The sequence below is a fragment of the Shewanella sp. SM74 genome (assembly GCF_025653725.1).
Taxonomy (GTDB): Bacteria; Pseudomonadota; Gammaproteobacteria; order Enterobacterales; family Shewanellaceae; genus Shewanella; species Shewanella oncorhynchi.
Genome location: NZ_JAKKRZ010000010.1, coordinates 122026 through 147174, shown reverse-complemented (window position 1 = coordinate 147174; position 25149 = coordinate 122026). Strand labels below are relative to the sequence as shown.

The following is a 25149-nucleotide window of genomic DNA, read 5'->3' as shown; positions in this document are numbered from 1 at the left end:
AAGTTATTATTTTAAATAAGTAAAATAAGCGACTTAGCAGAGCACATCATACAACAGCCTCAATCCCCGCATCACTAAAACTCGCCATTTGATTGTAAAAATTTACTGAGGCTTGAATAAGCGGCAACGCCAAGGCTGCGCCCGTACCTTCACCTAATCTCAGCCCGAGTGATAATAAAGGTTTCGCCTGCAAAAATTCTAACATCCGCTGATGTCCTTGCTCGTCTGACTGGTGGGCGAAAATCAAATAATCGCGCACATTGGGGGCAATTTGCACCGCGACTAATGCCGCCGCCGTGGCGATAAAACCGTCCACAACCACCAGCATTTTACGCTCGGCGGCGGCTAACATAGCCCCCGTCATCTGCACAATTTCAAAGCCACCTAGGCAAGCTAACACTGACTTTGGCCCAGTTAAGGCGCTTTGATGCAGCAATAACGCCAGCTCAATCAACATGAGTTTACGTTCTAAGGTTTCGCTATTGATGCCCGTGCCACGGCCGACACAATCAATCACGTCGAGCTGCATGATCGCCGCCATAATGGCCGCAGCAGACGAGGTATTAGCAATACCCATTTCGCCAAAGGCGACTAAGTTACAACCAGCTTGATGGTGACGCTCAATCAAATCGCGCGCCATCGCAAAGCCTTTATCGACGGTTTCCAGCGCCATTGCAGGCTCTAAATGAATCGCCCCTGTACCCGCGCCAAGACGCTGATCGATAATGCCTTTAACCCCTTCGACTGGCGTTAAAATGCCGCAATCGATCACTTCGAGCCTAAAGCCCACCTGCCGACAAAAAACGTTAATCGCCGCGCCGCCATGGGCAAAGTTTTGCACCATTTGGCGCGTCACTTCGCTAGGGGCAATCGACACGCCTTCTGCGGCAATACCATGATCACCCGCAAACACTAACATAGTTGGATGAACGATTTTCAGCACAGTATTTTGTGGCTGATCCGTTTGTTGTGAATCAGTCGCTTGCACGCGGGCAATCTGTAAGGCTAAGGATTCGAGCTGACCTAAGGCGCCGGGCGGCTTAGTCTTAAGATCAATTTTCTGCTGGATCAATGGATCCTGCGTTTTACTCACAGGGCTGATTTGAAAAGACACGGCTGACTGAGACATCCACACTCCACTTATTATCTTAAATAACCACAACGCATCCTGCGTCTATGACTAACATGTCCAATTTTGCATTTCCAATCGCGGGGCAGATATCAACAAAAATGCTGATTATCTCGCCAGTCTGCGCTTGCTAGATGACTCTAGGATTACGTTCTGACTAGGTGCTTACGGCATGACTCTGCGTTTACGCAAAATCAGCAAAAAGAACATGCTACCTATGGCCGCCGTGATAATCCCCACGGGCAACTCTTGATTGCCCAACAAACAGCGCGCCAGCACATCAATCCACACCATAAATAATCCGCCCACCAGCGCCGTTAATAGAATCGGCTGACGACCAGGAAACAGCATACGCACGGTATGGGGGATCATTAACCCGACAAAACCGATACCGCCGCAGGTAGCCACCAAAATAGCGGTAATCAAGGAGCAGAGCAGCAACATATTGAGCCGCAGCTTAGGCACATTCACCCCTAAGGTATGCGCCGTTTCATCCCCCGCCTGCAACGCCATGATCTGCCGTTTCATGCCTAAAATAATGAATAAACTCGCACCAATCACCAGTGTCGGCAGTACTAACAAGGACCAACTGGCCTTTGCGAAACTGCCTAAACTCCAAAACAGCACAGAGGCTGTCGCCTGCGGACTGGCGAAATACAGCAGCAGACTCGTTAATGCGCCGAACATAAAGGAGGTCGCCACACCAGAGAGCAGCATGCGCTCCACTTGGCTATTGAGCCCAAGCCCAGACAAGGCAAGCACTATCAACACCGACAAACTCGCACCAATAAAAGCGCCCAAGGGCAAGCTAAACCAAAGTAATCCAGACAAGGCACCCGAACCGCTAAAAAGCCCAGAATGTGCCGCCATGCCCGCATTATCAAAAAATCCAGAGCCAGTGAATAAGGTCAACATCACCACAGCGCCAAAGGACGCGCCAGAGCTAATGCCAAACAAATAGGGATCGGCGAGCGGATTGCGAGTCACGGTTTGCAACACACTGCCCGCCAGTGACAAACCCGCACCCGCCACAAAAGCCAGTAAAATGCGCGGTAGCCTGAGCTCCATCACAATGCGTTCTGTCATACCATTGGCTTGAGTGAGGTTCGTCGCTTTATTGATAAATACTTGAATAACATCCATAAAACTGATGTTAGCCGCACCAAAACTCGTTGCGGCAATAGGCGTTATCAAAGTGATGATACCTAATACGAGCAGCATCAGTTGTTGTCTCGTCAACGGTGTCACGATACGCCCCAAATATGAGATGAAATATTGTTTACTCCCCAGAGTCATCCACCCTCGCCTCGCTCGTTCAGGCCATAATCTACATGGTGGTAACCATAAAAATAGCTGATTAAGGGCTTTTTATGTTGTGGATGGGGCGATACCTGAGCACACACACCAAACACATCGCCAATTCGCGCCTCGGTTAATACTTCGGTTGGCGTCCCCATAGCGCTGACTTCCCCGTTATGGATCAACAACAAACTGTCGCACAGGGCACTGGCTAAATTAAGATCATGAATTGAGGCAATCACGCTAATCCCAAGACTACGCACCAATTCGAGGATTTGAATTTGATAGCGCACATCGAGGTGGTTCGTTGGCTCATCGAGGATTAAAAGCTGCGGCTGCTGCACTATGGCGCGGGCAATTAAGGCGCGTTGCTTTTCACCGCCGGATAAGTGCTCATATTGTTGGTGCATCTTATGGCTCAAGCCAACTTTCTCTAAAGCCTTTGCAATACGCTCAATATCACAGCTCGAATTGGTATCGAACATGCCCTTGTGGGGCGTTAAGCCCATGCTGACTAATTGCTCTGTGGTGAGGTCAAAATAGTGCGGTGTATCCTGCTGCACTACGGCGACGCGACAGGCAAACGCCTTGGGCGACAAGCGCTCAATATCTTGATCAAAAAGGGTAATTTTGCCCTGAGTCGGGCGAACAAACCGATACAAACAGCGCAGCAAGCTAGACTTGCCCGCACCGTTAGGGCCAATCAGCCCCAGCATCTGCCCCGTTGGCAGCGTAAAGTTAATACCGGAAAGTATGGTTTTGCCATCGATACACCAGCTCAAATGACTCACATTGAGCGCGACTGACGGGCTCGATGATGGGTTAGTGTCATTCACGGGGCTGTTAGTTTGGATTGCGGAAAGTTTCACCTAAGCGGCGCTCCTATCGAGTCCAAACCTGTATAAAAAAAGGTTGTGCACATTGTCATCTGCTCCCTCGAGTCACCCGCTCGAGAACTAAGGCTGCACGCAGCGATAACAGAAATAGGCAGGTCTCCTGACTCGTAGGGAATAAGATTCGAGATCTTTTTCACTACTCACAGTTGCGGGCACAGTTCGGGCTGACTAACAAGCAGCTCCCCGATTCCCTATTATGTTTGGGTTGATATGCTCTTTGTTAACAACGCCACTGTGAATTAAAACAACGGAGCGATTCGAACAAAGAGAGTCTATTCCCAACACCTATTTCTGCGACGTTATCACTCATTGCGCATGTAATACGCTATCTTGTTCAAACGTCAGGGAAAAGCATTATCCTACATCTATCCCATTAGGCAATGCTGTTTAAATCAGAATATTTTCATGTCAGCTTATTCTCGCCAAACAATCACGCCTACACCATAGCGCCTAGGTCGTGAAATAAGGCCTCAACACCTGCGCCCACTCGGCCAATCTAAACGCCAATAGCAGGCACCCTGTTCATCTTGCAGCACATTAATGCTCACCACGGCCGCCACGGGTAAATCGAGTTGACTATAAAACCCCACCGCCCGTTCAACCCCTAAGGCACGCGCCATTAAGTGACGGATCACCCCGCCGTGGGTCACGACCCACACTTGAGTGGCAGGCATATTATCAGCGGTTTCATTAATGGCACTGTTTTCATTACCCATTTTATGTGAGTCAAGGGTCAATCGTTCAAACTCGGCGGCGAGTATCTGGTCAATCGTCCCATTCACCCGCGACTCAAAACTTGCCATAGTTTCACCATTGGGCGGCGGATTTTGCCAAGGGTTTTGCCAATACGCCGCTAAGCGTTCGCCCTCTTGTTGATACAGTTCATCGAGCCGACAACCGTCCCAATCACCAAAATCAATTTCCTGTAAACCCGACAAACACTGTGCCTGCAATGGCCTTGACTCAGATATCCGTGCCGCCGTCGAGTGCAGCTCGGCGGCAAAAGCGTGGGCAAAATCGGCGCAGCGGCGTGAAGTCGAGCTGTAAATCGCACTGCACACGCTGGCCTGTGACTCAACTGCTGCCGACATTTGTTGCCAACCCTTTTTGCTTAAAGGCACATCCACACGACCCCGCAAGATCGCGCCGCCTTCACACTCACCGTGGCGTAACAATAACAATCGAACTTGTTTCATATATGCCTTTTTAGTTAGGGACTAGATGCTAGGAACTCAAGCCGAGGGCCTAAATTCTAGATTCTCGCTCCGAATGCCTTTGACTTTCATCTTGCCCTGACAATCATAAGTCGCGTATTATGGACGTCTATACGTTTAAATGTCCAAAACAAATTTTTAAGAACAAGTATTCAAAAAATGTCGGCTGACGACAATAAAATGCACTTAGCATAACAATGGCCGATTTTTGGACTTAACTTAGCTGTATTTAAGGTAACTATTTATGACGATACCCTCTACCAAAGCCGGCCAGATATTGGCAGACATTCGCAAACAGCTTGCAGAGCGCATTCTGATCTTAGACGGTGCCATGGGCACTATGATCCAAGGCTACAAGCTGGAAGAAGAGGACTATCGCGGCGAACGCTTTAAAGATTGGCATACGGATGTCAAAGGTAACAACGACCTCTTGGTCTTGTCACAGCCTCACATCATCAAACAAATTCACACCGACTACTTAAATGCCGGTGCCCACATCATTGAAACCAACACCTTTAACGCCACCACCATCGCCATGGCCGACTACGACATGCAGTCGCTGTCCGCCGAAATTAACTTAGTCGGCGCGCGCCTCGCCCGTGAAGCCTGTGATGAAGCCTTTGCTGCCACAGGCATTCCACGCTATGTCGCCGGTGTGTTAGGCCCCACTAACCGTACGTGTTCGATTAGCCCTGATGTGAACGACCCAGGCTACCGCAACGTCAGCTTCGATGAGTTAGTGACTGCTTACAAAGAATCCACTAAGGCACTGATTGAGGGCGGCGCGGATATCATTATGGTCGAGACTATATTCGATACCTTAAACGCCAAAGCCGCGCTGTTTGCGATTGAATCCGTATTCGATGACTTATTCGGTCAGCATTCTAAAGACAGATTGCCGATCATGATTTCGGGCACCATTACCGATGCCTCTGGTCGCACACTGACTGGCCAAACGACCGAAGCCTTTTACAATTCCCTTCGCCATATCAAGCCCTTATCTATCGGTCTTAACTGTGCACTTGGGCCAAAAGAATTGCGCCCGTACGTCGAAGAATTATCCCGTATAGCCGAATGTTATGTGTCGGCGCATCCGAATGCAGGCCTGCCGAACGAGTTTGGCGGTTACGATGAAACCCCAGAAGATATGGCGAATGTGATCGAAGATTGGGCGCGCGAAGGCATGCTCAATATTATCGGTGGTTGTTGTGGTAGTACGCCTGAACATATCCGCGTGATCCGCGAAGCGGTGAGCCGTCACGATCCACGTATTTTGCCAGACATTCCGGTAGCTTGCCGCTTGGCAGGTTTGGAACCACTGACTATCGACGCCCAATCCCTGTTCGTTAACGTGGGTGAGCGCACCAACGTCACAGGTTCGGCCAAGTTTTTAAAGCTGATCAAAGAAGGCAAGTTTGAGCAGGCGCTCGATGTCGCCCGCGAGCAGGTCGAAAGCGGCGCGCAAATCATCGACATCAACATGGACGAAGGCATGCTCGATGGCGCCGAGATCATGCACAAGTTTTTAAACTTGATTGCCTCTGAGCCCGACATCAGTCGCGTACCTATTATGATCGACTCCTCTAAGTGGGAAGTGATCGAAGCTGGCCTCAAATGTATTCAAGGCAAGGGCATAGTTAACTCTATTTCCCTCAAAGAAGGCGAAGCCAAGTTTATCGAGCAAGCCACCTTAGTGAAACGCTACGGCGCGGCGGCCATTATCATGGCATTCGACGAGCAAGGTCAGGCCGACACTAAAGCGCGTAAAATCGAAATCTGTACCCGCGCCTATCGCGTACTGGTCGATAAGGTCGGCTTTCCGCCCGAAGACATCATCTTCGACCCGAACATTTTTGCCATCGCCACGGGTATCGATGAACACGACAACTATGCCGTCGATTTTATTGATGCCATTAAGGCGATTAAAGCCACCCTGCCCCACGCGATGATTTCGGGCGGCGTGTCGAACGTGTCGTTCTCGTTCCGCGGTAACAACCCCGTGCGCGAAGCGATTCACGCGGTATTCCTGTACCACGCCATCAAAGTCGGCATGGACATGGGCATTGTCAACGCGGGTCAATTAGCCATTTACGACGATATCGATCCTGAGCTTAAAGTGCGGGTCGAAAACGTGGTGCTTAACTTGCCCTGCCCAGTTGAAGGCTCGAGCAATACCGAGCAGTTACTTGAAATCGCAGAGAAATTCCGCGGTGATGGCGCGCAGGTGGGTAAGAAAGAAGATTTAGAATGGCGCAGCTGGCCGGTGAGCCAACGCTTATCCCATGCGCTAGTCAAAGGCATTACCGAATTTATCGATGAAGATACCGAAGCCGCTCGCCAAGAAGCGAAACGTCCGCTGGATGTGATTGAAGGCGCCTTGATGGATGGCATGAACGTGGTCGGCGATTTATTCGGCTCGGGCAAGATGTTCCTGCCGCAGGTGGTGAAATCGGCGCGGGTGATGAAAAAAGCCGTGGCTTACTTAAACCCCTATATCGAGCTGGAAAAGGTCGAAGGCCAATCTAACGGCAAGATTTTGATGGTGACGGTAAAAGGCGACGTGCACGATATTGGCAAAAATATTGTCGGCGTGGTGCTCGCCTGTAACGGTTTTGAGGTATTCGATTTAGGCGTGATGGTGTCGGTGGAGCGAATTCTCGACGCCGTGAAAGAACACAATATCGATATCATCGGCATGTCGGGCCTCATCACTCCGAGTCTGGACGAGATGGTGCATAACGTGAAAACCTTTCACCGCGAAGGCTTAACCATTCCAGCAATTATCGGCGGCGCGACTTGCTCTAAAATCCACACAGCGGTAAAGATTGCGCCCCATTATCCCCATGGCGCCATTTATATCGCCGATGCGTCCCGCGCCGTGCCTATGGTGAGTAAGCTCATCAACAACGAGACACGCCAAGCGACCATAGACGAAACCTATGCTGAATACGACGACATGCGTACTAAGCGTCTATCCCAAGCCAAGCGCAAAGAGATAGTGTCACTCGAAGCGGCCCGTGAAAACCGCTGCCAACACGATTGGGCCAACTACACCCCGTTCACGCCAAACGTGCTCGGTCGCCAAGTGTTTGATAATTATCCATTAGAAGACTTAGTCGAGCGTATCGACTGGACACCGTTTTTCCGCTCGTGGGAACTACATGGCCATTACCCTGAAATCCTCAGCGATAAAGTGGTCGGCGTCGAGGCGCAAAAGCTGTTCGCCGATGGTCAGGCCATGCTCAAGCAAATTATCGAAGAAAAGTGGCTCACGGCAAAAGCGGTTATCGGCTTATTCCCAGCCAATACCGTGAATTACGATGATATCGAGCTCTACACAGATGAGTCGCGCACCACAGTCGAAATGACCACACATCACCTGCGGATGCAGCTTGAACGTGTCGGCAACGACAACTTCTGCCTATCCGATTTTGTTGCACCAAAAGACTCAGGCGTCGCCGATTACATGGGCGGCTTTGCGGTGACCACAGGTCATGGCATAGACGAACATGTGGCGCGTTTTGAAGCCAACCACGACGACTACAACGCCATCATGCTCAAATGCTTAGCCGACCGTTTGGCCGAAGCCTTTGCCGAACGGATGCACGAACGGGTACGTAAAGAGTTTTGGGGTTATGCGGCCGATGAGCAGTTAAGCAACGAAGCCTTAATCCGCGAGAAATACAAAGGCATACGCCCAGCACCGGGTTACCCAGCTTGCCCAGACCACACAGAAAAAGGTTTGTTATGGGACTTGCTCAAGCCCGATGAAACCATCGACTTGAACATCACCGAAAGCTACGCCATGTTCCCGACAGCGGCAGTATCGGGCTGGTATTTCGCCCACCCGAAATCCCGCTACTTTGGCGTGAGTAACATAGGCCGTGATCAAGTGGAAGATTATGCCAAGCGTAAAGGGATGAGCATTGCCGAAACGGAGAAGTGGCTGGCGCCAGTGTTGGATTATGATCCCGAGTAATCATGTTTACTCAGTAAGTTGCCCGAACTGAATTTAAGCAACTTTATAAATGGGCAAAGTTAAGGGGCGAGTTATCGCCCCTAATTTTTTACTTTAGAAAGTTAAAATCAAGGTCGTGGGGCTTCACCCCACACCCGACCAAGGAGGACTGCTCGTCCTATCCTCCTTGGATTCTCCAAGACGCCCCTAGCGAAGTTACATGCATTAGTTACCTGTCTCATACTCCAATAAAAATCGCCTAACGGCTCAGATGGCACATCCATGTGCCCCCGAGCCTGCGCCATCATCCATGATGTCGCCACGGCATTTTTATCTGCGTATTTCGACAACTTCGCAGGGGATCGGTGAACTTCTGTAAGATTAGAGTTAACTTTTCGCATTGAAAGAGTTATGCCAACTCCACACGCCTTATTGTCCTCAACTTACTAATTTATATAGTAGACTCGAGCTTATTATTGATACTTTTATAAACTAAATATAAGTGTATCAACTCAACCAAAGCGAAATTAACTATTACGACGGTGAAATATTGAAGATGACCCATAGCCCATAAGTTAAATAAAAATAAAACTTCTATAAGTCGAAATTTAGACCATTTAAAGTAATTTGACGGATAATCTTTACCTATAAGCATAGGTAACAGTTTCAAATTAAAAGTGACTGCAATAGCAATCTGCACACAGAGCATGCTAAGTAAAGAAAACAATAATTTAAAGCTAAAAATATTCATCTGCATAAAAATCGATTCAGACTTAAATTCAACCATAAAATCAACTGCAAGACCGATAACTACTGTCAAAGCAAGCACTATGCTCATACCCAAAAAACTAATTTTTTTCATAAAACTCTTAAATCATCCCTAAAATAAATCAATAAACACAGTCAGCAAAACATCTCGAAAATAAAATTAACCCAATAAATTCAACCTATTACACTTTTTCACAAGTATATTAAAAACAAAAAACAAGGTCAGAAACATGAGTGTTTTTACAAAGATATCGATAAAACGTAATGGACTCATCCCGCCAGCTAATAACACATCGAAAACAGGCAGTGATGGCAGCACAACAAATGTAAAAAATGAAGTACCTAACACAGAGTAAATAAAATACCTTGGATACCCAACTCGATTAATAATCAAAGCACATGCTAAAGAAAATATGATCATCAGTGGAAGATGTATCCAAAAGCAAAATACAACCATCCCCAAGTTTTCACTTAACGCTTTTACATTGAAAGATAACAGTAAATCCCACCACCATTTGTTATCGACAGACAACCAACTTCCATGCATATATATCGACACAGCTATGCCGAAGATAATCACTAAAAACTTCAATTTACCTCCAATAAATCTGCTCTGTTTCGAGCTATTGCAAACCTTATCTTTTGAAATAAATAACAAAATCAAAATCGTGGAATTCCATTCCACACCAGGGCAAGAAGGGGATCAACAGCAATCCCCCTCTTGCATCTCCCCTTGCCGCCCCTAGCGAAGTTACATGCATTGAATACTGGCTTCGTGCTTATTCGAAAATAGCTAACGCTTCCGATGGGGCGTCCCTTCCCCCCGAAAGCTACGCAGACTTCCTGTCTGCGTCACGCTATTTTCTTCAACGCCCTTCAGCAACTTCGCAGGGGATCGGTGAACTTCTGTGGCATTTAGAGTTAACTTTTCGCATTGAAAAAGTTATGCATATCCTGTAATTTTGCCGAATATAATAATTTAAAAATGGATAGCCAAATAAATTACTCTATTTTATCACCCTAAATTAAATTACCTCTTATAGATAATAGTGCAATATCCTTTTTATTACTTTGCCGATTCAATTTACTTAACACTGATTGCTGAGTCTCTGGCGTCCAAAAAATTTTTAAACTATCTCTTGCTCGTGTAATCGCTGTATAAAAAATACTGTGCGTAATGTCATCTTCATTAGCATCTGTGATAACTATTTTTACAGAGTCATACTCTAAACCTTGAGCCTTATGTATCGATACTGCATAAGCAACTTGAAATGGTACTGTCATATTCAAGTCATCATCGTCGTTGTCACTAGCTTCATATCCATAGTCATATACCGAAAAGCGAACGACAGAGTCTCTAATCCAAGTCAACTCTGTACCAATCACATCAAAAGAAGTTAACGGCCTATCCAAAATAACTTGAAATTGTATCTCACCTTTACTAAAAAAAATGTCATCTATCCAACCTTTCAAGTTATTATATACAACTTTTTTAAACCTTTCTGAGTCTGAAAATAAAATAGGATCTCCTACTTTATATGCTGTATCCTTCCAAACAACTGATTTACCAACATTACTAGCTTGGAGAAAAAGATTTATATTATTTATACCATAAAGCCCATCGTAGTTTAGGCATAAAATGATCTCATCCCTCCCTAACGACTCGAATAAAGAACTATTCAAAACAGATGAATACTGATTTCTAGAAATAACCTCTGCAATATCATCATCAATTTTTCTAACTTTGTTCCAAAAACTTAAAAGCGATATATTTTTAGTTCTAAATGGTGTGGTTAGTTCAAAAACTGAAGTCTGCGGAATAAATGATGGTATCACGCTAAACCAATTACCAAACTCTATTGACTCTATCTGAAAAACATCACCAACTAGTAACAACAACTTATATTTCGTATTTTTTATGACATTTAAAAAATCAGAGTTACTAACAGTACTACACTCGTCAATTATCAACAAATCATATTCTATATTTTCTTTACTCTTATATTTATGACTATTAATTGTTCTAAATATCGAGTTCTGATGAGCTGAAACTTTCCGTTTAAGATTATCTATAGCTGGATTTGTATGTGCCAAAAATAGCTTGCTATTGCTCCCAAAATAGTTTGCAACATGATCAACCATTGTGGACTTTCCTGTACCTGCAGCACCATATATGAGAGCAACTTTTGAGCACTCAAACAATCCTTTAAGCGCAGTAAACTTTACCTCATCATCTATAATTCTAGTACTTTCCTTTACCCAGCGCTCAACAGCATTTGAATAACCTTGAATCCCAGAGTTTGAATACTGCCTAAGATTATTTATAATTGACAACGTGTCTTTTTCATAACCATTTATAAATGCATGATCATTTTCAATGACCATCTCTCGCTTTTCATAATGCTTGCTATAAATTCTTCTGTTATAGCTATTCTTTAATAACTCAATATTTTTAAATTCACTTAAATCTGATAACGGGGTGTATAACAGAGAATGTCTTTCGACGTTATTCTTTATCTTTCTGATCATTAGCTCATGTTCTCTCCCTTTTTGCTCGATACTTTCGACAAGATCCCAGTATTTTGGATTATGCCCTGCCAATGATGTACAGAATGGCATTGTATCAAAAGGAATACATGAAAAACTAATATTCAAACCAGTTAATAACGAGCATTTATGGAAACCATACTGTGATTTTAATATCTGATTATTCATTCTCAACATCAGATAAATCAAAACTCTTGAGCCAGAATTATTTCCCCTATAAAAAATACGTACATAGTCTAACATGCTAAATATCTGCGGACTTGTTGTTAGTGATGAAGTACAGTGATTTCTTATTACTTGATAATCAGAACCCTCCATTCCTATTAAATCTAAAAGATTTGTTGAGTTCTGAGTTAACCAACGCATTAAGTTATAATACTCAGGGGAATTTGTTCTGACTTTCAGGTCACGACCAATTAGATAACCATAATTATTAAATTCACAAGGCCTAATTGAAACCTCCCACCCTCTAATTATTGTGATTGGCATATCCTTACCAAGCACGTTAATTGACTCTCGTTGAAGAGTTAGCGTAGAAGCATATTTTTCAGTCATATCAATGTTAGTAAATGCAATTAATCTATCGAACTTATTTACCTTATTTATCGCTCTTAAAAAAATCACTTCATAATAGACTTCTCCACCTAAGAAAAAAGGTTTTATTTTATGTATATAATATCTACCAAATGAAATATTTTCTGAATTTGTTTGGTAAGCACCTTTTACTCTTCCTGCTATCATTTCATGATAAGCGGTTAACGATGGATCTAAATCCACTGGAAATAATTCAAGATTATTAAGTATATTAAAATTATATTTTTTATATATTAATGATTTTATTCTGTAAAGATACTCATAATACTTAAGCATGAGTCTCTCTGAATTATCACCATCTAATGTGTAGTGTGATGCACTAATTTGCAATAACTTATGAAATCTACCTATAAAATTAAGATCTGACTTACTCTTTACAAACTTGATTGCTGGCTCTATTGCAGGATAGTTAAACTCTGCAGAAAGTGAATCTTTATGAAATAGAACACTAACTCCTTCAATAAGATTTCTAAGCTGTGATAATAAGTTTTGAGATAACAAATCTCGATTACTCATATAAGCTGATATATTTCTACAAATTAAATTATCAACATTCTGAATTTGATACATTACAGTAGTCATGAAATTTTCACCTAAATGAATCTTATTAAAATAATAGAAAAATCAAACCGAAGATTGGGGGGCGGCAAGGGAGATCCAAGAGGGAATTGCTGTTGATCCCCTCTTGGTCGGGTGTGGGTTGAAGACCCACGACCTTGATTCACCTCGGCCGTGAGGCCGCATTAACTCACCGAACTCAACGCGAAACGGTTAACCCATAACACTCAGTAAAGTGCTACAAACACAGAGCAACAAGAAAATAAGTGCCAAAGCATATTCACGAATTTGCAAGAGGAGTTGGGTATCTAAGAAAGAGAAAAGACACATCGTCCTGATGCAAGTGACTCGAATCGCGGGTACGCGATTAAAGCTCATCCTTGTTAAAAACCTAAGATAGCGACATAGCGTACACTTGTCTATAACTTTAGCATTACAAATTAGATAGTTAAGTGATGACGAATCTTTGCATCTGCTTTGTTGGTACTGGCCAACAACTCCTTAGTCGAAGGAATACACCTTCCCCTGCGAAGTTGCCGACGGGCGTTGAAGAAAATCACGTGAGCGAGGCATGGATGCCGAGCTAGCTTTCGGGGTACAGGATGTACCATCGGAAGCGTTAGCGATTTTCGAATAAGCGCTAGGCCAGTAACTAATGCATGTAACTTCGCTAGGGGCGTCTTGGAGCATCCAAGGAGGATAGGACGAGCAGTCCTCCTTGGTCGGGTGTGGGGTGAAGCCCCACGACTTTGATTCACCTCGGCCGCTAGGCCGTATTAACTCACTATTACATGCGTACATGCGACCTAATTTTGGCGCGCAAATAAGCCCCAATTGAGTGCATTGCTCAAGGGCTCGAACAAAGGGCACTGAGCAAAACTCAGCCATAACGTAACTGAGTTGAATCACAGTACGAACATCACTGCAGAAGCCTGATAACACGGGTTTTACACTCTGATTTAGCTTGGTCAAAACTGCAACGATTAACCGCCTAAATTTGCATTTTCGGCCCTACATGCTAACGTGGCTAATGTAAATTTACATTCAGTGTTTATCAAAGCTATGTCGCAACAATCAATAAAAAGTCGATCGACAACAAGCTTATATCGGGCGATACCATGTAGCGCGGCTGATATTACACGGAAGCACAACTGAGGTTGAGATATGGAACCATCTAATACGTCACGCCGGACCTTTATCAAGCAATGTGTGATTGGCGGGGTTGCCGTATATTCGGCCCCTTTGTTGTGGGAAATGAGTCGCGCGAATGCGGCGATTGTCTCACCTGAACTGGCAGCCCAATGGCAAACTCAGGTTAATGGTCAATCCAAACCTAAGTTTCGTAACGACGGCATAGCTAAGGTCACAGGCCAAAAGGTCTATGGCCGTGATTACCGCGCTATGGACATGGAAGGCTGGCCCAAGCAGCAAGGTTACGCTTTTATTCTACGCGCCGCCGATGCCTCCCATGTTTATCAAGGCTTTTCCCTCGACCATCTGCCCGCGTCGGCTAAGCCCTATAAAGTGATCACTGCGGCCGATCTGGCTCGTGATAAAATCAAGCTGCCCGATTTTTACGGTGACAACATGTTACTGGCCGAGGGGCAAACCGCCGACTACTTAGGTCATGCGGTGGCAATATTGTTGTTCGACAGTTTCCCCGCCTTTAAGCAAGCTAAGTCCTTGCTGCAATTTGACCAGACCTTACTGCGCTTTGGTGAGCAAACGCCGTTTGTATCGGACACCAAAGACCCGTACGCCAGCTGGCGCCTTATTCGAGTTGAAGGTGAAAATGGCGCAAGGGAAGATTTATATAGCCCGCTCCACGATGGGCTGTTTTTCCCTAGCGTAAAAGATCGCAAGCCAGAATGGTTAGGCAATCCGAATGCCAAAGGGACAGTGTCAGAGCGCGGGCTTTATTATGCGGGTGAGATAGATAAGCAGATTGCTAGCGCCCAAGCCAATCAACAATGGCAAGTGTTAGAGCGGGAATATCGCACCCAGATCATCGATCCTATGATGATGGAACCCGAAGCCTTTAACGGCTGGTATGATGCGGCTAGCCAAACCTTTCATACTGTGATTACCTCGCAGTCGCCGCAGGACTTTCAAGAGATGGCAGTGCACATGCTGTTATCTAGCCCACTAGCAGGCAAGGTAAAACATCTTGTGGTGCACTCGCCTTATATCGGCGGCGGATTTGGCGCGAAAGACCATTCGATATTTCCTTATTACGGCGTGATCGCGGCCGTTTATGCCAAAGGGCCAATCCGACTCGCCAATGACAGATTCGAACAATTCCAATCTGGCCTTAAACGTCATCCGTTCATCATGAAAAGCCGCTTAGCGGTGGATAAATCGACCTTAAAAATCCAAGCCTTAACTTCACAGATGACAGTCGATGGCGGCGGACGAGTCAACTTTACTCCGTCTGTGACCTCGGTTGGCGCAACAGCGATGCAAAGCATTTATTACACGCCGCGCAACGATATTATCGCCACCGCCTATGCGTCGCGTAATCCAGATGCGGGCTCGATGCGTGGTTATGGCACGCTGCAATCGATGACGGCGATGGAATGTATGATCCACGAGATCGCCGACGAGCTAAAGGTTGATCCCTTTAAACTGCGCGCCGCCAACGTGATGGAGTCTGGCCAGCGTAATACTCAAGGTGCGATTCCTAACGGTACTTTGCGTTACCGCGAAATGCTCGACATGGCCGAGCAAGCTCCCGTGTGGCAAAACCGCGCGGTGAATAAAAAGGACTATGAGGCCAAACATCCAGGGATGCGTTACGGCGTCGGTTTTGGTATCGCCACCAAAGATTATGGTACGGGTGCAGCAGCGCCAAGTGCGGCGGTTCGCCTAGCTAAAGACGGAAAAATCACCCTAGAAATCGGCTTTATCGAAATGGGCACAGGCACGCAAACCTCCCAAGCCGTTGTGATCAGCGATGCCCTTGGCAACTTTGCCGATGAGGTAAAACTCGCCGAAGTGGATATTTGGGATGCGATGCAATTAGTGCAAACCGATAATCCTTATATTATTTCGCAGCAACGCCAAGATGCAATGGCGGCTAATCCACGCTGGACACCGGTTAAAGCTATGGCATCGTCGGCGTCTATGTCGGCCTATTACCAAAGCCATGTTACCCGCATCGCCGCCGATATTATCTATCGCCACGGCCTATGGCCTGCGGCGGTATCAATTTGGAACGAGTTGTATTTTAACACCCCAATGGGTTCGACTAATTTGCATAACTCACGGGATGGTCGCTGGGTCGATGGCAAGTTAACCGCCTTGGGCTTTCCGCCACTGTCGATCGATATTCTCGCGAAACGCGCCCACGATATGGGTTTAGTGATCGGCGTGATGGGCCATGCCTTTAATCGCTGGGCTTGGGCCGAAGCCGATTTCGACATTCTTGGCACTAAAGAACGTTTAGCACTCGATGCGCTGGCGTTGCAATACGGCGAAGGGAACGCGACGTTTGCGGCCACCTCCGACACGACTATGAGTATCAAAGCGCGCCAAGCCAGCATGAAGTCTAACGGCTATCACTTGATCGATCGTCAAGCCATAAGTTATCCCAGAGCCGAACTGAACAATGCCATGGTGACTTACTACGCCCCCTGCGCCACTTTGGTTGAAGTGGCCGTAAACGAAGGCAATGGCGAAGTCACGCTACTGAGTTCTCATACTTGGTTAGAGGCGGGCAAAGTGATTGTTAAAGAATTAGTCGAAGGGCAAATTCAAGGTGGCCTTGCGATGGGGATTGGCCATGCACTGCATGAAGGCTTACCGCCATTTGAAGCAGGCGCTGGCAATGGTACGTGGAACCTCAATCGCTATCAGGTGCCGCTAGCGCGGCATGTGGGCGTGTGGGATCAACGTCATACCATATTGCCGCAGTTATCTGATAACGATCCCAGCCGTGGTATCGCCGAAGTGGTGATGATCCCTGTGGTCGCGGCGCTGATTGAAGCCGTGTATCAAGCAACCCATGTCCGCTTTTACGATTTACCTATGACAGCGAAAAAAATTAAGGAGGCCATGGCATGAGCCAGTCTATTAAACTGACCATTAATAACCAAGCCGTAGGCCCGATTGAAGTCGCCGATGGTGTGATGATGATTGAGTTTCTACATGAATACTTGAACCTCACAGGCACTAAGTTTGGTTGCGGCGCAGGCGTATGCCACGCCTGTACAGTGATCGTCGACGACGAGCAAGGCATGAGTGAAGTGGTTCGTACCTGCATCAATGGTGTAGAGCGTTTTAATGGTAAACGCGTCCGCACTGTCGAAGGTCATGCTAGACAAAACTCCCTTGGCGAAATCACCGCCCTGAGCCCAGTACAAGAGGCTTTTTTAGAGCACTTTTCGTTTCAATGTGGTTGGTGCACCTCGGGCTTTGTCAACGAATCGACTGCGCTGCTTGAGCGATTAGAGCGACAACCTATCGCTAAAGATCAAGTTGAAAAAGTCGTTGAAGATGCCTTGAGTGAACACGTATGTCGCTGTACTGGCTACGTAAAATACTATGCGGCGGTCAAAGATCTGATCCTCAAAACTAAGGGGCTAACCCTGTGATGACATCAGCCAATCTGCGCCATTTCTCGCGCTATTTCCCGCACATTAGTAGGATAAAAAATCTGTTGAGCCACAATCTACTCCTGAGTTTAGGGCTAGGTTTGCTCGCCTGTTCCAGCAGCGTTGCCGATGAAGGCGGCAATACGAATAACGACATCGCACGCGGCGCGTATCTGATGAAGATAGGCGACTGTGTGGCCTGCCATACTGCAGTCGGCGGGCGCGAACTCGCGGGCGGTTTGCCGTTCGAAACGCCCTTTGGCGCTGTGTACTCAACCAATATCACCTCAGATAAAGAAACCGGGATTGGCAAATACAGTTACGAGGAGTTTTTTGATGCCATGCACCACGGTGTTGGCGTCAACGGCAACCTCTATCCTGCTATGCCTTACACTTCCTACAGTTTGCTCACGGACGCAGACACTCAGGCGATTTATGCCTATTTGATGAGTACTAAACCCATCAAACAAGCCAATCGCGACAATGATGTTTACTTTCCGTTTAACCTGCGTTTTGGCTTAAAAGCCTGGAACTTAGTCGCACACGATGCTAAGGAATTTACCCCGAGCAAGGAAAAAAGCGAACATTGGAACCGCGGCAATTACTTAGTCAATGCCCTAGGGCACTGCGGTGAATGCCACACCCCAAGAGACACTATGTTTGCCATGGAGCAGGACAAGCACTTTGAGGGCGCGATTATCGAAGGGCTAGAGGCATCGGACATTCGCCCCGCCGAGCTTAACAGGCAGAACTGGACCCATGAGGATCTTAAGTCGCTGTTTACCGAAGGCTACTCCCGTAAAGGCACTGTCTTTGGCGGCATGTATCCCGTGGTATATCACAGCTTTAGCCACTTGACCGATGATGATATGCGCGCGGTTAGCAGCTATCTGCTTGATACCGATGAAGATATTACACCACAAGCCCTCACCTTTAACGGCCATAAACCTGAACTGCCAGGTTATACGCTCTACAAAGGTTACTGCGCCGGTTGTCATGGTCAAAATGGTGAAGGTCGTCCTAATGTCGCCCCCGCGATGGCAGGAAACGCCACCTTAGATAAAGCGAGTCCTCATAATATCGTCGCCGTAATACTAAAAGGTATTCAGAGCCAGCATTACAACGCTACCACCAGCTTTTATGCCATGCCGGGATATGCTGATGAGTTAAGCGACGAGCAGATTAAAGACTTAGCCAATTACCTAAGACTCACCTGGAGCACACAAGCTGGTAATCTCGATGTGAAGACCATCCAAAGCTTAAAAGAAGTGATCCTCGAGCACGACTAACCCACATAGATATGTGGGAGATTTAAGATAAAAGCCGACTCTAGCGTCGGCTTTTGCTTGAATGATATAGCGCGCATGAATCGGTCACTCATCGACTTAATCAAAGTAAGCGGGATCAGAGTAAGCGGAGCTTCACTCCCACTTAGCCACGCAGTCGAGTATCAAAGAAAGCTAAGCTGCGCGCCCAAGCGAGTTCGGCGGTGGCTTTATCGTATCGGCCAGTGGAGTCGTTATGGAAACCGTGATTCACATTAGGGTAAAGATAGGCGACATAATCGGCTTTATTGGTTTTTAGCTGGGTTTCATACTCGGCCCAAGTGTCGTTCACCCGCTGATCGAGCCCAGCAAATTGCAACATAAGTGGCCCCTTTACTCGGCTACGCAGTTCCGCAGCGGCTGGCGTGCCATAGAAAGGTACGCCTGCATTGAGTTCATCGGGAATCGTGGCGGCCAGCATATTGACGATATAGCCGCCAAAGCAAAAACCCACGGCACCGAGTTTGCCATTGCTTTGGGGATGGGCTTTTAAAAACTGCGCAGCGGCAATAAAGTCTTGCTCGATTTTGGCTCTGTCTAAACTGCTTTGCATGGCGCGGCCCGCATCATCATTACCCGGATAACCACCAAGGGAATAAAGCGCATCGGGGGCGAAGGCGATATAACCCTGCGCCGCTAATCGGCGAGCCACATCTTCGATATAGGGATTAAGGCCACGATTTTCGTGCACCACTAATACCACAGCGGCTTTTTTACTGAGATCTAAGGTTTTCGGCTCACCTGCGGCACTGCCGGCTAGCAATAACTCATCGGGCATGACTAAGTAGCCGCGCCCTTCACCGTAACCATTTGGCGAGGGAAACTTAACATAGCTGGCTTGAATACTGGGATCGTTAAAGGAGACTTGCTCGGCGAGGGCATAGTTCGGCATGAGTGCGCCCGTGAGCATCGTCATGGTAAAACCTAGCGCCACCAGCCCTGCGAGCCGCCCCATAAACTCACGGCGATCGATAATGCCATGGGCATATTCGTCATACCAGTCAAAGGCTTCCTGCGGTATGGGTTGTACTTTCTGGGCATGTATCTGACTTGTTTCTGCTAAGGCTTGCTTGTCTTGCTGTGTCATCGTTATTCCTCCATTGAACAAGCTAACCACAGGTAACACGTCTTCCCTAGCTTGTGGGTGTTAAGATTTAACTCAAGAGTAAAGTAAGAATCGCACTTAGGGCAACTGACTTTAACGTGTGCCGTTTGGTAAGTTTGTTTTGAAATAGCACACGATCGGCACAAACGGCTGTCGGTTAGGGCAAGGCTAGCTTAAAATAGCGATTTAGATTCTAGAGGGCCTAGCGTGATACAACATAGAGCTAGCCAGATGGTGATATTCCACACTCTGGTGACCAGTGGTAGTTTTACCCAAGCGGCGGCCAAGTTAAAAACCTCGACTTCCTATGTCAGCAAGCAGCTTGGCGCACTGGAAGCAGAGCTGAACTTGCTGTTAGTCCAGCGGACCACTCGCACCTTAGTGCTAACCGACGCGGGCCAACAGTTTGCCCATTACTGTGAGCAAGTGTTTGAAGCGACGCAAAATGCCGATGCGATTATGCTAGATGCCCGCGATGACATTAGCGGTACGATTCGTCTCGGTTCCTCCCAGTCCTTTGGCACCTTACACATCATCCCCGCACTGGAAGTGTTGCAGCAAAAATACCCCGAATTGCGATTTGAGCTAAGCCTGTTCGACCATAAAGCCGACATGCTAGAAGAAGGCCTGGATCTGTGGATCACTAACCATGAACAGCTGAACGAAGGTTATATCGCCCAGCACCTCGCCGAGACTAACTTTGTGGTGGTCGCCTCTCCCGATTATTTACTCAAGCACGGCGTGCCACACCATCCACAGGCGTTAGCGCAACATAATTGCGTTATCTATCAAAGCAAGAGCCGTAATTATGATCGCTGGAGTTTTGCTAAGGATGACCTAGAACAAACCGTGCATGTGGCGGGAAATTACCGTGTCGATTTAGCCGAAGCCGTGCGCAATGCGGTGATTGCAGGGCGCGGCATAGGCTATGTGGCCACGTATTTACTCAGTGATGAGTTTCAAAGCGGAAAACTGATCCAACTCTTACCCGATTGGAAACCACTGCAACAGATGCCCGTTTATGTGGTTTACCCAAGGCGGCGCCATTTACCGACTAAGTACAAGGTGATAATCGAGTGTTTAAAGTCCCATATCGGCCACCCGCCCTACTGGGATAAAAAGCTCAAACCTTGGTTAGGTAAGACTGTAACTTAAGCTGCAGTCACTTAAAGCTGCATTTCAAACCAGCACTGACGACGACACCAGTCCAAAGCCGCCTGTGGCATGATGTCGATTATTGCCACAGGCACAAATATTATTTCCTCTGGGCAACAGTAGCTAAAATAGCTTTTATTCTCCTGCATAAACAGCAAGTTAAACTGTTGCTATTTTCAACACTTTTATCGTAACAGCCCAGTAACGCCCTCGACTTGCCCTTACTGCGACTCGGCCTACAATGCGCGACTTCTTCCTTAACTCAAAAGAATAACCCCTTATGACCGCGATATTAGGCATGATAAGTATCTTGTTTTTTGCTTGGTTACTGTCAGTGAACCGCAAGAATATTCCCTACCGCACTGTGATTTTAGCCCTAGGCTTACAAATTCTATTTGCCCTGTTAGTGCTCTACGTCCCCGCAGGTAAGGCCGTATTGCAATCCGTTACTGCGGGGGTGTCGAGCGTGATAGCCTATGGCAACGAAGGGATTGGCTTCCTGTTTGGCGATCTCGCCACGGGTAAAGTCGGCTTCGTATTTGCGATCAATGTGTTAGGTATCATCATCTTCTTCTCGGCGCTGATCTCGGCCCTGTACCATATTGGGTTAATGCCTAAGGTGATCAACATTATTGGTGGTGCTCTGCAGCGTTTACTGGGCACGGGCCGCGCCGAGTCTTTATCTGCCACGGCAAACATCTTCGTCGGCATGATTGAAGCGCCGCTGGTGATTAAACCCTATTTAAAGCATATGAGCGATTCGCAATTCTTCGCGGTCATGAGCTGTGGTTTAGCCTCAGTCGCGGGCGGTACCTTAGTCGGATATGCCGCGCTAGGTGTCGATCTTAACTATTTGATCGCCGCCGCCTTTATGTCGGCACCCGCGGGTCTGTTGATGGCTAAAATCCTCATGCCGCCTAGCGACAATGACAAACACAGCGCCGATGAAATCACCTCTGTCGAACTGCCACGCGCCACCAATGTGGTTGAAGCCTTAGCCGATGGCGCTATGTCTGGCATGCGGATTTCTGTCGGGATAGGTGCCACTCTACTGGCCTTTGTCAGTGTTATCGCCCTACTGAATGGCATGTTAGGTGCTGTGGGTGAATGGTTCGGTTACCAATTAAGCTTCGAATTTTTACTCGGTTATCTGTTCGCCCCTATGGCGTGGCTGCTGGGTATTCCTTGGCATGAGGCCATTACTGCAGGCTCACTCATTGGCCAAAAAATCGTGGTGAATGAATTTGTAGCCTTCATCCAGTTAATGAAAGTCGAAGACCAACTGAGCGCCCATTCTCAGGCCGTTGTGACTTTCGCCCTGTGTGGTTTCGCTAATATTTCCACTATGGCAATTTTGATCGGTGGACTAGGTAGCATGGTGCCAGAACGCCGCGAATTTATCGCCCGTAATGGTTTTCGCGCCATTGCCGCGGGTGTATTTGCCAACCTGATGAGTGCAGCAATTGCCAGCGTGATCCTCTCGCTGTAATCCATCAGCTTGGGCTTTTTTAGGCACTCATCTCACCATTGAGTTAACCACTAAGTTAGCCACTCTCGCGCAGCAAAACCGCGATCAACACAAACCCAAATCAAGCAAGCTTGGTTTGGGTTTTCTTTTATGCCTCAGATATTTTTTGTGTATAATGTCGCCAGAAAAAGATTAATGAGTTTACATTTCAATAACATGCGTAGCCAAAGGAGTACGAATGGCCATAGTGAAATACAAGGCAGTTAACGCCGCAATCACACTGACAATGGCAGGTATAACACTCTTGTTAACCGCCTGCGATAACTCAACGTCACCCTCCAATTCAGTTAATACCAACATACCCACAGAGCGTGAATATCAGATTATCTCCACCATAAACCTCAATGATGGCTTTGAAACCCGCAAAGTGCTGCAGGCACGACTGCTGCTGGATTACCAATTACAGAATGCAGAGGGTAAGGCGACCAGCTTAACAACGCCGTTAACCCATAACGCCCGTTTTTTTATCCAACCTAATATGCTGCAAATTAGCGATTATGGCATGCCGATTCCGGTGAGTAATATCGACCCTAAAGGTAACTCTAATGAAATCTTTCAGTTGGTTAAAGATGGCTTTAATGTGGAATTTAACAATGGTGAGGTCCGCCAACTGACTCCCATTGCCAAGATGGATCAAAAAGATATCAAGGAATTATTTGACCACTGGGTGAATCTTAATAGCTTGTTTAAACAAGCTCCAACCTTGCCTGTAGCACTTGAGCCTAGGGTCGGTTATAGCATCAGCGCCCCCATGGATGCACGCCTAACTTGGACGGTTGAGCAAGTGACCGAAGATAAGTTATTTGCAGTAGTACAAGGTGAGAAAGACAACTTTAAGGCCTATGGAAAGTTCGAGCTTAACCGCAAAACCGGCTGGTTAGAGAGCATGGCGTTTTTTCAACAGGAAGAGAGCAAAGGCAGTACCCTCACCCGCCGCATCGCCATGGCGCCCAAGGATAGCCCTTATATCATGAACATGCTTTGGCATGCCGACGCTAACTACGATGCTGAACGTGATGTAGATGATCTGCAAAAAGAGCTCTACCCGATTAGTGATGTTCCGCGGGAATATAAAGCCCATGATAAGGACTTTATAAAATCCTTATTAGCTGATCAGCAAGGTATTCTTGATAATATTGGCCCATGGGGCGCTGACGCGCCAGAAGTGCTGCAATTGCGCTTTGTGCATAATATGAGCCCGCGATATGTGGTTGCTAATGTGAATTATGAAGACTTAGCCGCCTTTGATGCCAGCGGAAATCCGATAGACATTCACTTCTGGCAGCACAGCAGAGGTGTGGCGATGAATTTCAACCGCTCGATTGAGTCTTCGGTGGATCTTATCGCCACAGGCTGGGACAACACCGCCAATAAACTCAAACAGATAGACCATATCACCGCCAAGCTGACCCTTATCCCCGAAGGCAATAAGATAGTCGAAAAGTCGTGGGATGAACTGGTCGCGAATCCTTACGCCTTCGGCGATGCGAGCCTCACCATTCAGGTGCTCGACGCCGAGGCAAAGCTATTTAAAGTCGTAACAAAGCAGAGTAACACTCAAAACATTAACCTTCCTTTTCAGCAATTTAAAGGAAAGATGGCCGAAGCCCGTCACGATGGTGATTATCCCCAATGGTTAACAGTGACGGATAAGGAACTACTGGGGGAATTAATCGGTGTCGATGATCCTCATCACCTTAGCACCCGCGCCCTGTTACTTAAGCTAGATGAAATCCCTAAAACCGTTGTAATCGTAGAGAACCAGCCACAGCCGGAGTTAAGCCAAACCAAGAACATCCGCTTTGTGACCTTTACCGACTACAACCAAAATCTGGCCAATCCCCTAAGCGAGTTTGGCGATTCGAGCCTCAATAACTTCCTCTATCAAGATCTTGAACCATCAAACGCTGAAATCAGTGCGATCCAAGGGATAAAACCTGAGACTGAAAATGGCCATAATCTGTATATTCCTATGTCAGCCGCATTAGCGAGTGCCTGTAAACCTGAAATAGAACAAGGTTTTAAAGAGGGGAAACACGAAGTCACTTGGCAGTTTGAGCATAATGCCCCAAACGGACCAGCCTATACCCTGATGACGCCCGACCGCGAGCGGCAGTTTTTCTACGATAAACACATCCAAGGAAAAATCCATTGCCAAGGTGATATCAGTTGGCAACCCTTAGAGCAGGCAGCTAACCCACGTCCTTGGTTAATCGATTTACAAGCTTGGCTAACAAAAACCGGTTATGGTGACGAGCCGAGTAAAGATCTTAAGAACTACTTTAAAGTCGAGGATGCCCAAGGCAAATCCCTAACGATTCGACTGCCCGAAACCACCGAACTGCGGATTAAAGAGGCGCTGGTCGATGGCCGCTATTTGAGTGTGGAGGGCCCTGCAGCGAAGGTGAGTTATATGACTCTCTCTCAAAACCCCGTCGACATCCCCTATGAATTCACCTTTAAGCCTTTGCCATAAGGAGC

Annotated in this window: 15 protein-coding genes and 1 riboswitch; of the genes, 7 read left to right on the top strand and 8 right to left on the bottom strand. The window is 46.9% G+C overall.

Going from position 1 to position 25149, the window contains the following annotated elements; all coding sequences use genetic code 11:
- Positions 1-46 precede the first annotated feature (46 nt).
- The 4 genes from cobT to L5M49_RS12440 all read right to left on the bottom strand — a co-directional run bounded on the left by cobT (position 47) and on the right by L5M49_RS12440 (position 4520).
- A complete protein-coding gene (cobT, locus tag L5M49_RS12455) occupies positions 47-1129 on the bottom strand; it encodes a nicotinate-nucleotide--dimethylbenzimidazole phosphoribosyltransferase (protein WP_263266178.1) in 1083 nt (360 codons plus the stop codon).
- A 165-nt stretch (positions 1130-1294) separates the two neighbouring features.
- Positions 1295-2425 carry a FecCD family ABC transporter permease gene (locus L5M49_RS12450; RefSeq protein WP_263266177.1) on the bottom strand — a complete coding sequence of 377 codons (1131 nt, stop codon included), beginning with the start codon at positions 2423-2425 and terminating at the stop codon, positions 1295-1297.
- Positions 2422-3297 (bottom strand): ABC transporter ATP-binding protein, encoded by an 876-nt coding sequence (locus L5M49_RS12445; RefSeq protein ID WP_263266176.1) that lies wholly within the window; start codon positions 3295-3297, stop codon positions 2422-2424. The genes L5M49_RS12450 and L5M49_RS12445 overlap by 4 nt, the downstream gene beginning before the upstream one ends.
- Before the next feature lie 99 nt (positions 3298-3396).
- Positions 3397-3573, bottom strand: a riboswitch (cobalamin riboswitch).
- A 221-nt stretch (positions 3574-3794) separates the two neighbouring features.
- Complete coding sequence (locus L5M49_RS12440) at positions 3795-4520, bottom strand: histidine phosphatase family protein (protein ID WP_263266175.1); 726 nt, start codon at positions 4518-4520, stop codon at positions 3795-3797.
- Positions 4521-4782: 262 nt separating this feature from the next.
- On the opposite strand from L5M49_RS12440, the gene metH reads away from it, so the two are divergent.
- Positions 4783-8517 carry a methionine synthase gene (gene metH / locus L5M49_RS12435; protein ID WP_263266174.1) on the top strand — a complete coding sequence of 1245 codons (3735 nt, stop codon included), beginning with the start codon at positions 4783-4785 and terminating at the stop codon, positions 8515-8517.
- Positions 8518-8947: 430 nt separating this feature from the next.
- Here the strand turns inward: metH and L5M49_RS12430 are convergent, their stop codons facing one another.
- The 3 genes from L5M49_RS12430 to L5M49_RS12420 form a co-directional block, all read right to left on the bottom strand.
- Entirely contained in the window at positions 8948-9358 is a 411-nt protein-coding gene (locus L5M49_RS12430) for a hypothetical protein (RefSeq protein ID WP_173496800.1), read from the bottom strand.
- A gap of 66 nt (positions 9359-9424) precedes the next feature.
- Positions 9425-9856, bottom strand: a complete 432-nt coding sequence (locus tag L5M49_RS12425; RefSeq protein WP_173496799.1) for a hypothetical protein — start codon at positions 9854-9856, stop codon at positions 9425-9427.
- A gap of 428 nt (positions 9857-10284) precedes the next feature.
- Positions 10285-12987: an ATP-dependent RecD-like DNA helicase gene (locus L5M49_RS12420; RefSeq protein ID WP_263266173.1), complete on the bottom strand. Its 2703-nt coding sequence runs from the start codon at positions 12985-12987 to the stop codon at positions 10285-10287.
- Positions 12988-14127: 1140 nt separating this feature from the next.
- On the opposite strand from L5M49_RS12420, the gene L5M49_RS12415 reads away from it, so the two are divergent.
- The 3 genes from L5M49_RS12415 to L5M49_RS12405 are packed head-to-tail and all read left to right on the top strand — an operon-like array spanning position 14128 to position 18844.
- Positions 14128-17025 carry a xanthine dehydrogenase family protein molybdopterin-binding subunit gene (locus L5M49_RS12415; protein WP_263266172.1) on the top strand — a complete coding sequence of 966 codons (2898 nt, stop codon included), beginning with the start codon at positions 14128-14130 and terminating at the stop codon, positions 17023-17025.
- Positions 17022-17555: a (2Fe-2S)-binding protein gene (locus tag L5M49_RS12410; RefSeq protein ID WP_006082848.1), complete on the top strand. Its 534-nt coding sequence runs from the start codon at positions 17022-17024 to the stop codon at positions 17553-17555. The genes L5M49_RS12415 and L5M49_RS12410 overlap by 4 nt, the downstream gene beginning before the upstream one ends.
- Positions 17555-18844: a cytochrome c gene (locus tag L5M49_RS12405; protein WP_263266171.1), complete on the top strand. Its 1290-nt coding sequence runs from the start codon at positions 17555-17557 to the stop codon at positions 18842-18844. Before L5M49_RS12410 ends, L5M49_RS12405 begins: the two co-directional genes overlap by 1 nt.
- A gap of 142 nt (positions 18845-18986) precedes the next feature.
- On the opposite strand, the gene L5M49_RS12400 is transcribed toward L5M49_RS12405, so the two are convergent.
- The gene (locus L5M49_RS12400) at positions 18987-19967 is read right to left on the bottom strand and encodes a dienelactone hydrolase family protein (RefSeq protein ID WP_263266170.1); all 981 of its coding nucleotides are present in this window, start codon (positions 19965-19967) and stop codon (positions 18987-18989) included.
- A 225-nt stretch (positions 19968-20192) separates the two neighbouring features.
- On the opposite strand from L5M49_RS12400, the gene L5M49_RS12395 reads away from it, so the two are divergent.
- From L5M49_RS12395 to L5M49_RS12385, 3 genes are all read left to right on the top strand, one after another.
- On the top strand, positions 20193-21140 hold the full coding sequence (locus L5M49_RS12395; RefSeq protein WP_028761657.1) for a LysR family transcriptional regulator: 948 nt from the start codon (positions 20193-20195) through the stop codon (positions 21138-21140).
- Between the two features lie 280 nt (positions 21141-21420).
- Positions 21421-22629, top strand: a complete 1209-nt coding sequence (locus tag L5M49_RS12390) for a NupC/NupG family nucleoside CNT transporter (RefSeq protein ID WP_263202286.1) — start codon at positions 21421-21423, stop codon at positions 22627-22629.
- A 217-nt stretch (positions 22630-22846) separates the two neighbouring features.
- Positions 22847-25144 carry a hypothetical protein gene (locus tag L5M49_RS12385; protein WP_263266169.1) on the top strand — a complete coding sequence of 766 codons (2298 nt, stop codon included), beginning with the start codon at positions 22847-22849 and terminating at the stop codon, positions 25142-25144.
- The last annotated feature ends 5 nt before the right edge of the window (positions 25145-25149 follow it).

Bases quoted from the DNA above. Each gene is read 5' to 3' on its own strand.
- L5M49_RS12410 (WP_006082848.1), top strand. From the start codon at position 17,022: ATGAGCCAGTCTATTAAACTGACCATTAATAACCAAGCCGTAGGCCCG.
- L5M49_RS12400 (WP_263266170.1), bottom strand. From the start codon at position 19,967: ATGACACAGCAAGACAAGCAAGCCTTAGCAGAAACAAGTCAGATACAT.
- L5M49_RS12385 (WP_263266169.1), top strand. From the start codon at position 22,847: ATGGCCATAGTGAAATACAAGGCAGTTAACGCCGCAATCACACTGACA.
- cobT (WP_263266178.1), bottom strand. From the start codon at position 1,129: ATGTCTCAGTCAGCCGTGTCTTTTCAAATCAGCCCTGTGAGTAAAACG.
- L5M49_RS12450 (WP_263266177.1), bottom strand. From the start codon at position 2,425: ATGACTCTGGGGAGTAAACAATATTTCATCTCATATTTGGGGCGTATC.
- L5M49_RS12415 (WP_263266172.1), top strand. From the start codon at position 14,128: ATGGAACCATCTAATACGTCACGCCGGACCTTTATCAAGCAATGTGTG.
- L5M49_RS12390 (WP_263202286.1), top strand. From the start codon at position 21,421: ATGACCGCGATATTAGGCATGATAAGTATCTTGTTTTTTGCTTGGTTA.
- L5M49_RS12420 (WP_263266173.1), bottom strand. From the start codon at position 12,987: ATGACTACTGTAATGTATCAAATTCAGAATGTTGATAATTTAATTTGT.
- L5M49_RS12405 (WP_263266171.1), top strand. From the start codon at position 17,555: ATGACATCAGCCAATCTGCGCCATTTCTCGCGCTATTTCCCGCACATT.
- metH (WP_263266174.1), top strand. From the start codon at position 4,783: ATGACGATACCCTCTACCAAAGCCGGCCAGATATTGGCAGACATTCGC.
- L5M49_RS12430 (WP_173496800.1), bottom strand. From the start codon at position 9,358: ATGAAAAAAATTAGTTTTTTGGGTATGAGCATAGTGCTTGCTTTGACA.
- L5M49_RS12440 (WP_263266175.1), bottom strand. From the start codon at position 4,520: ATGAAACAAGTTCGATTGTTATTGTTACGCCACGGTGAGTGTGAAGGC.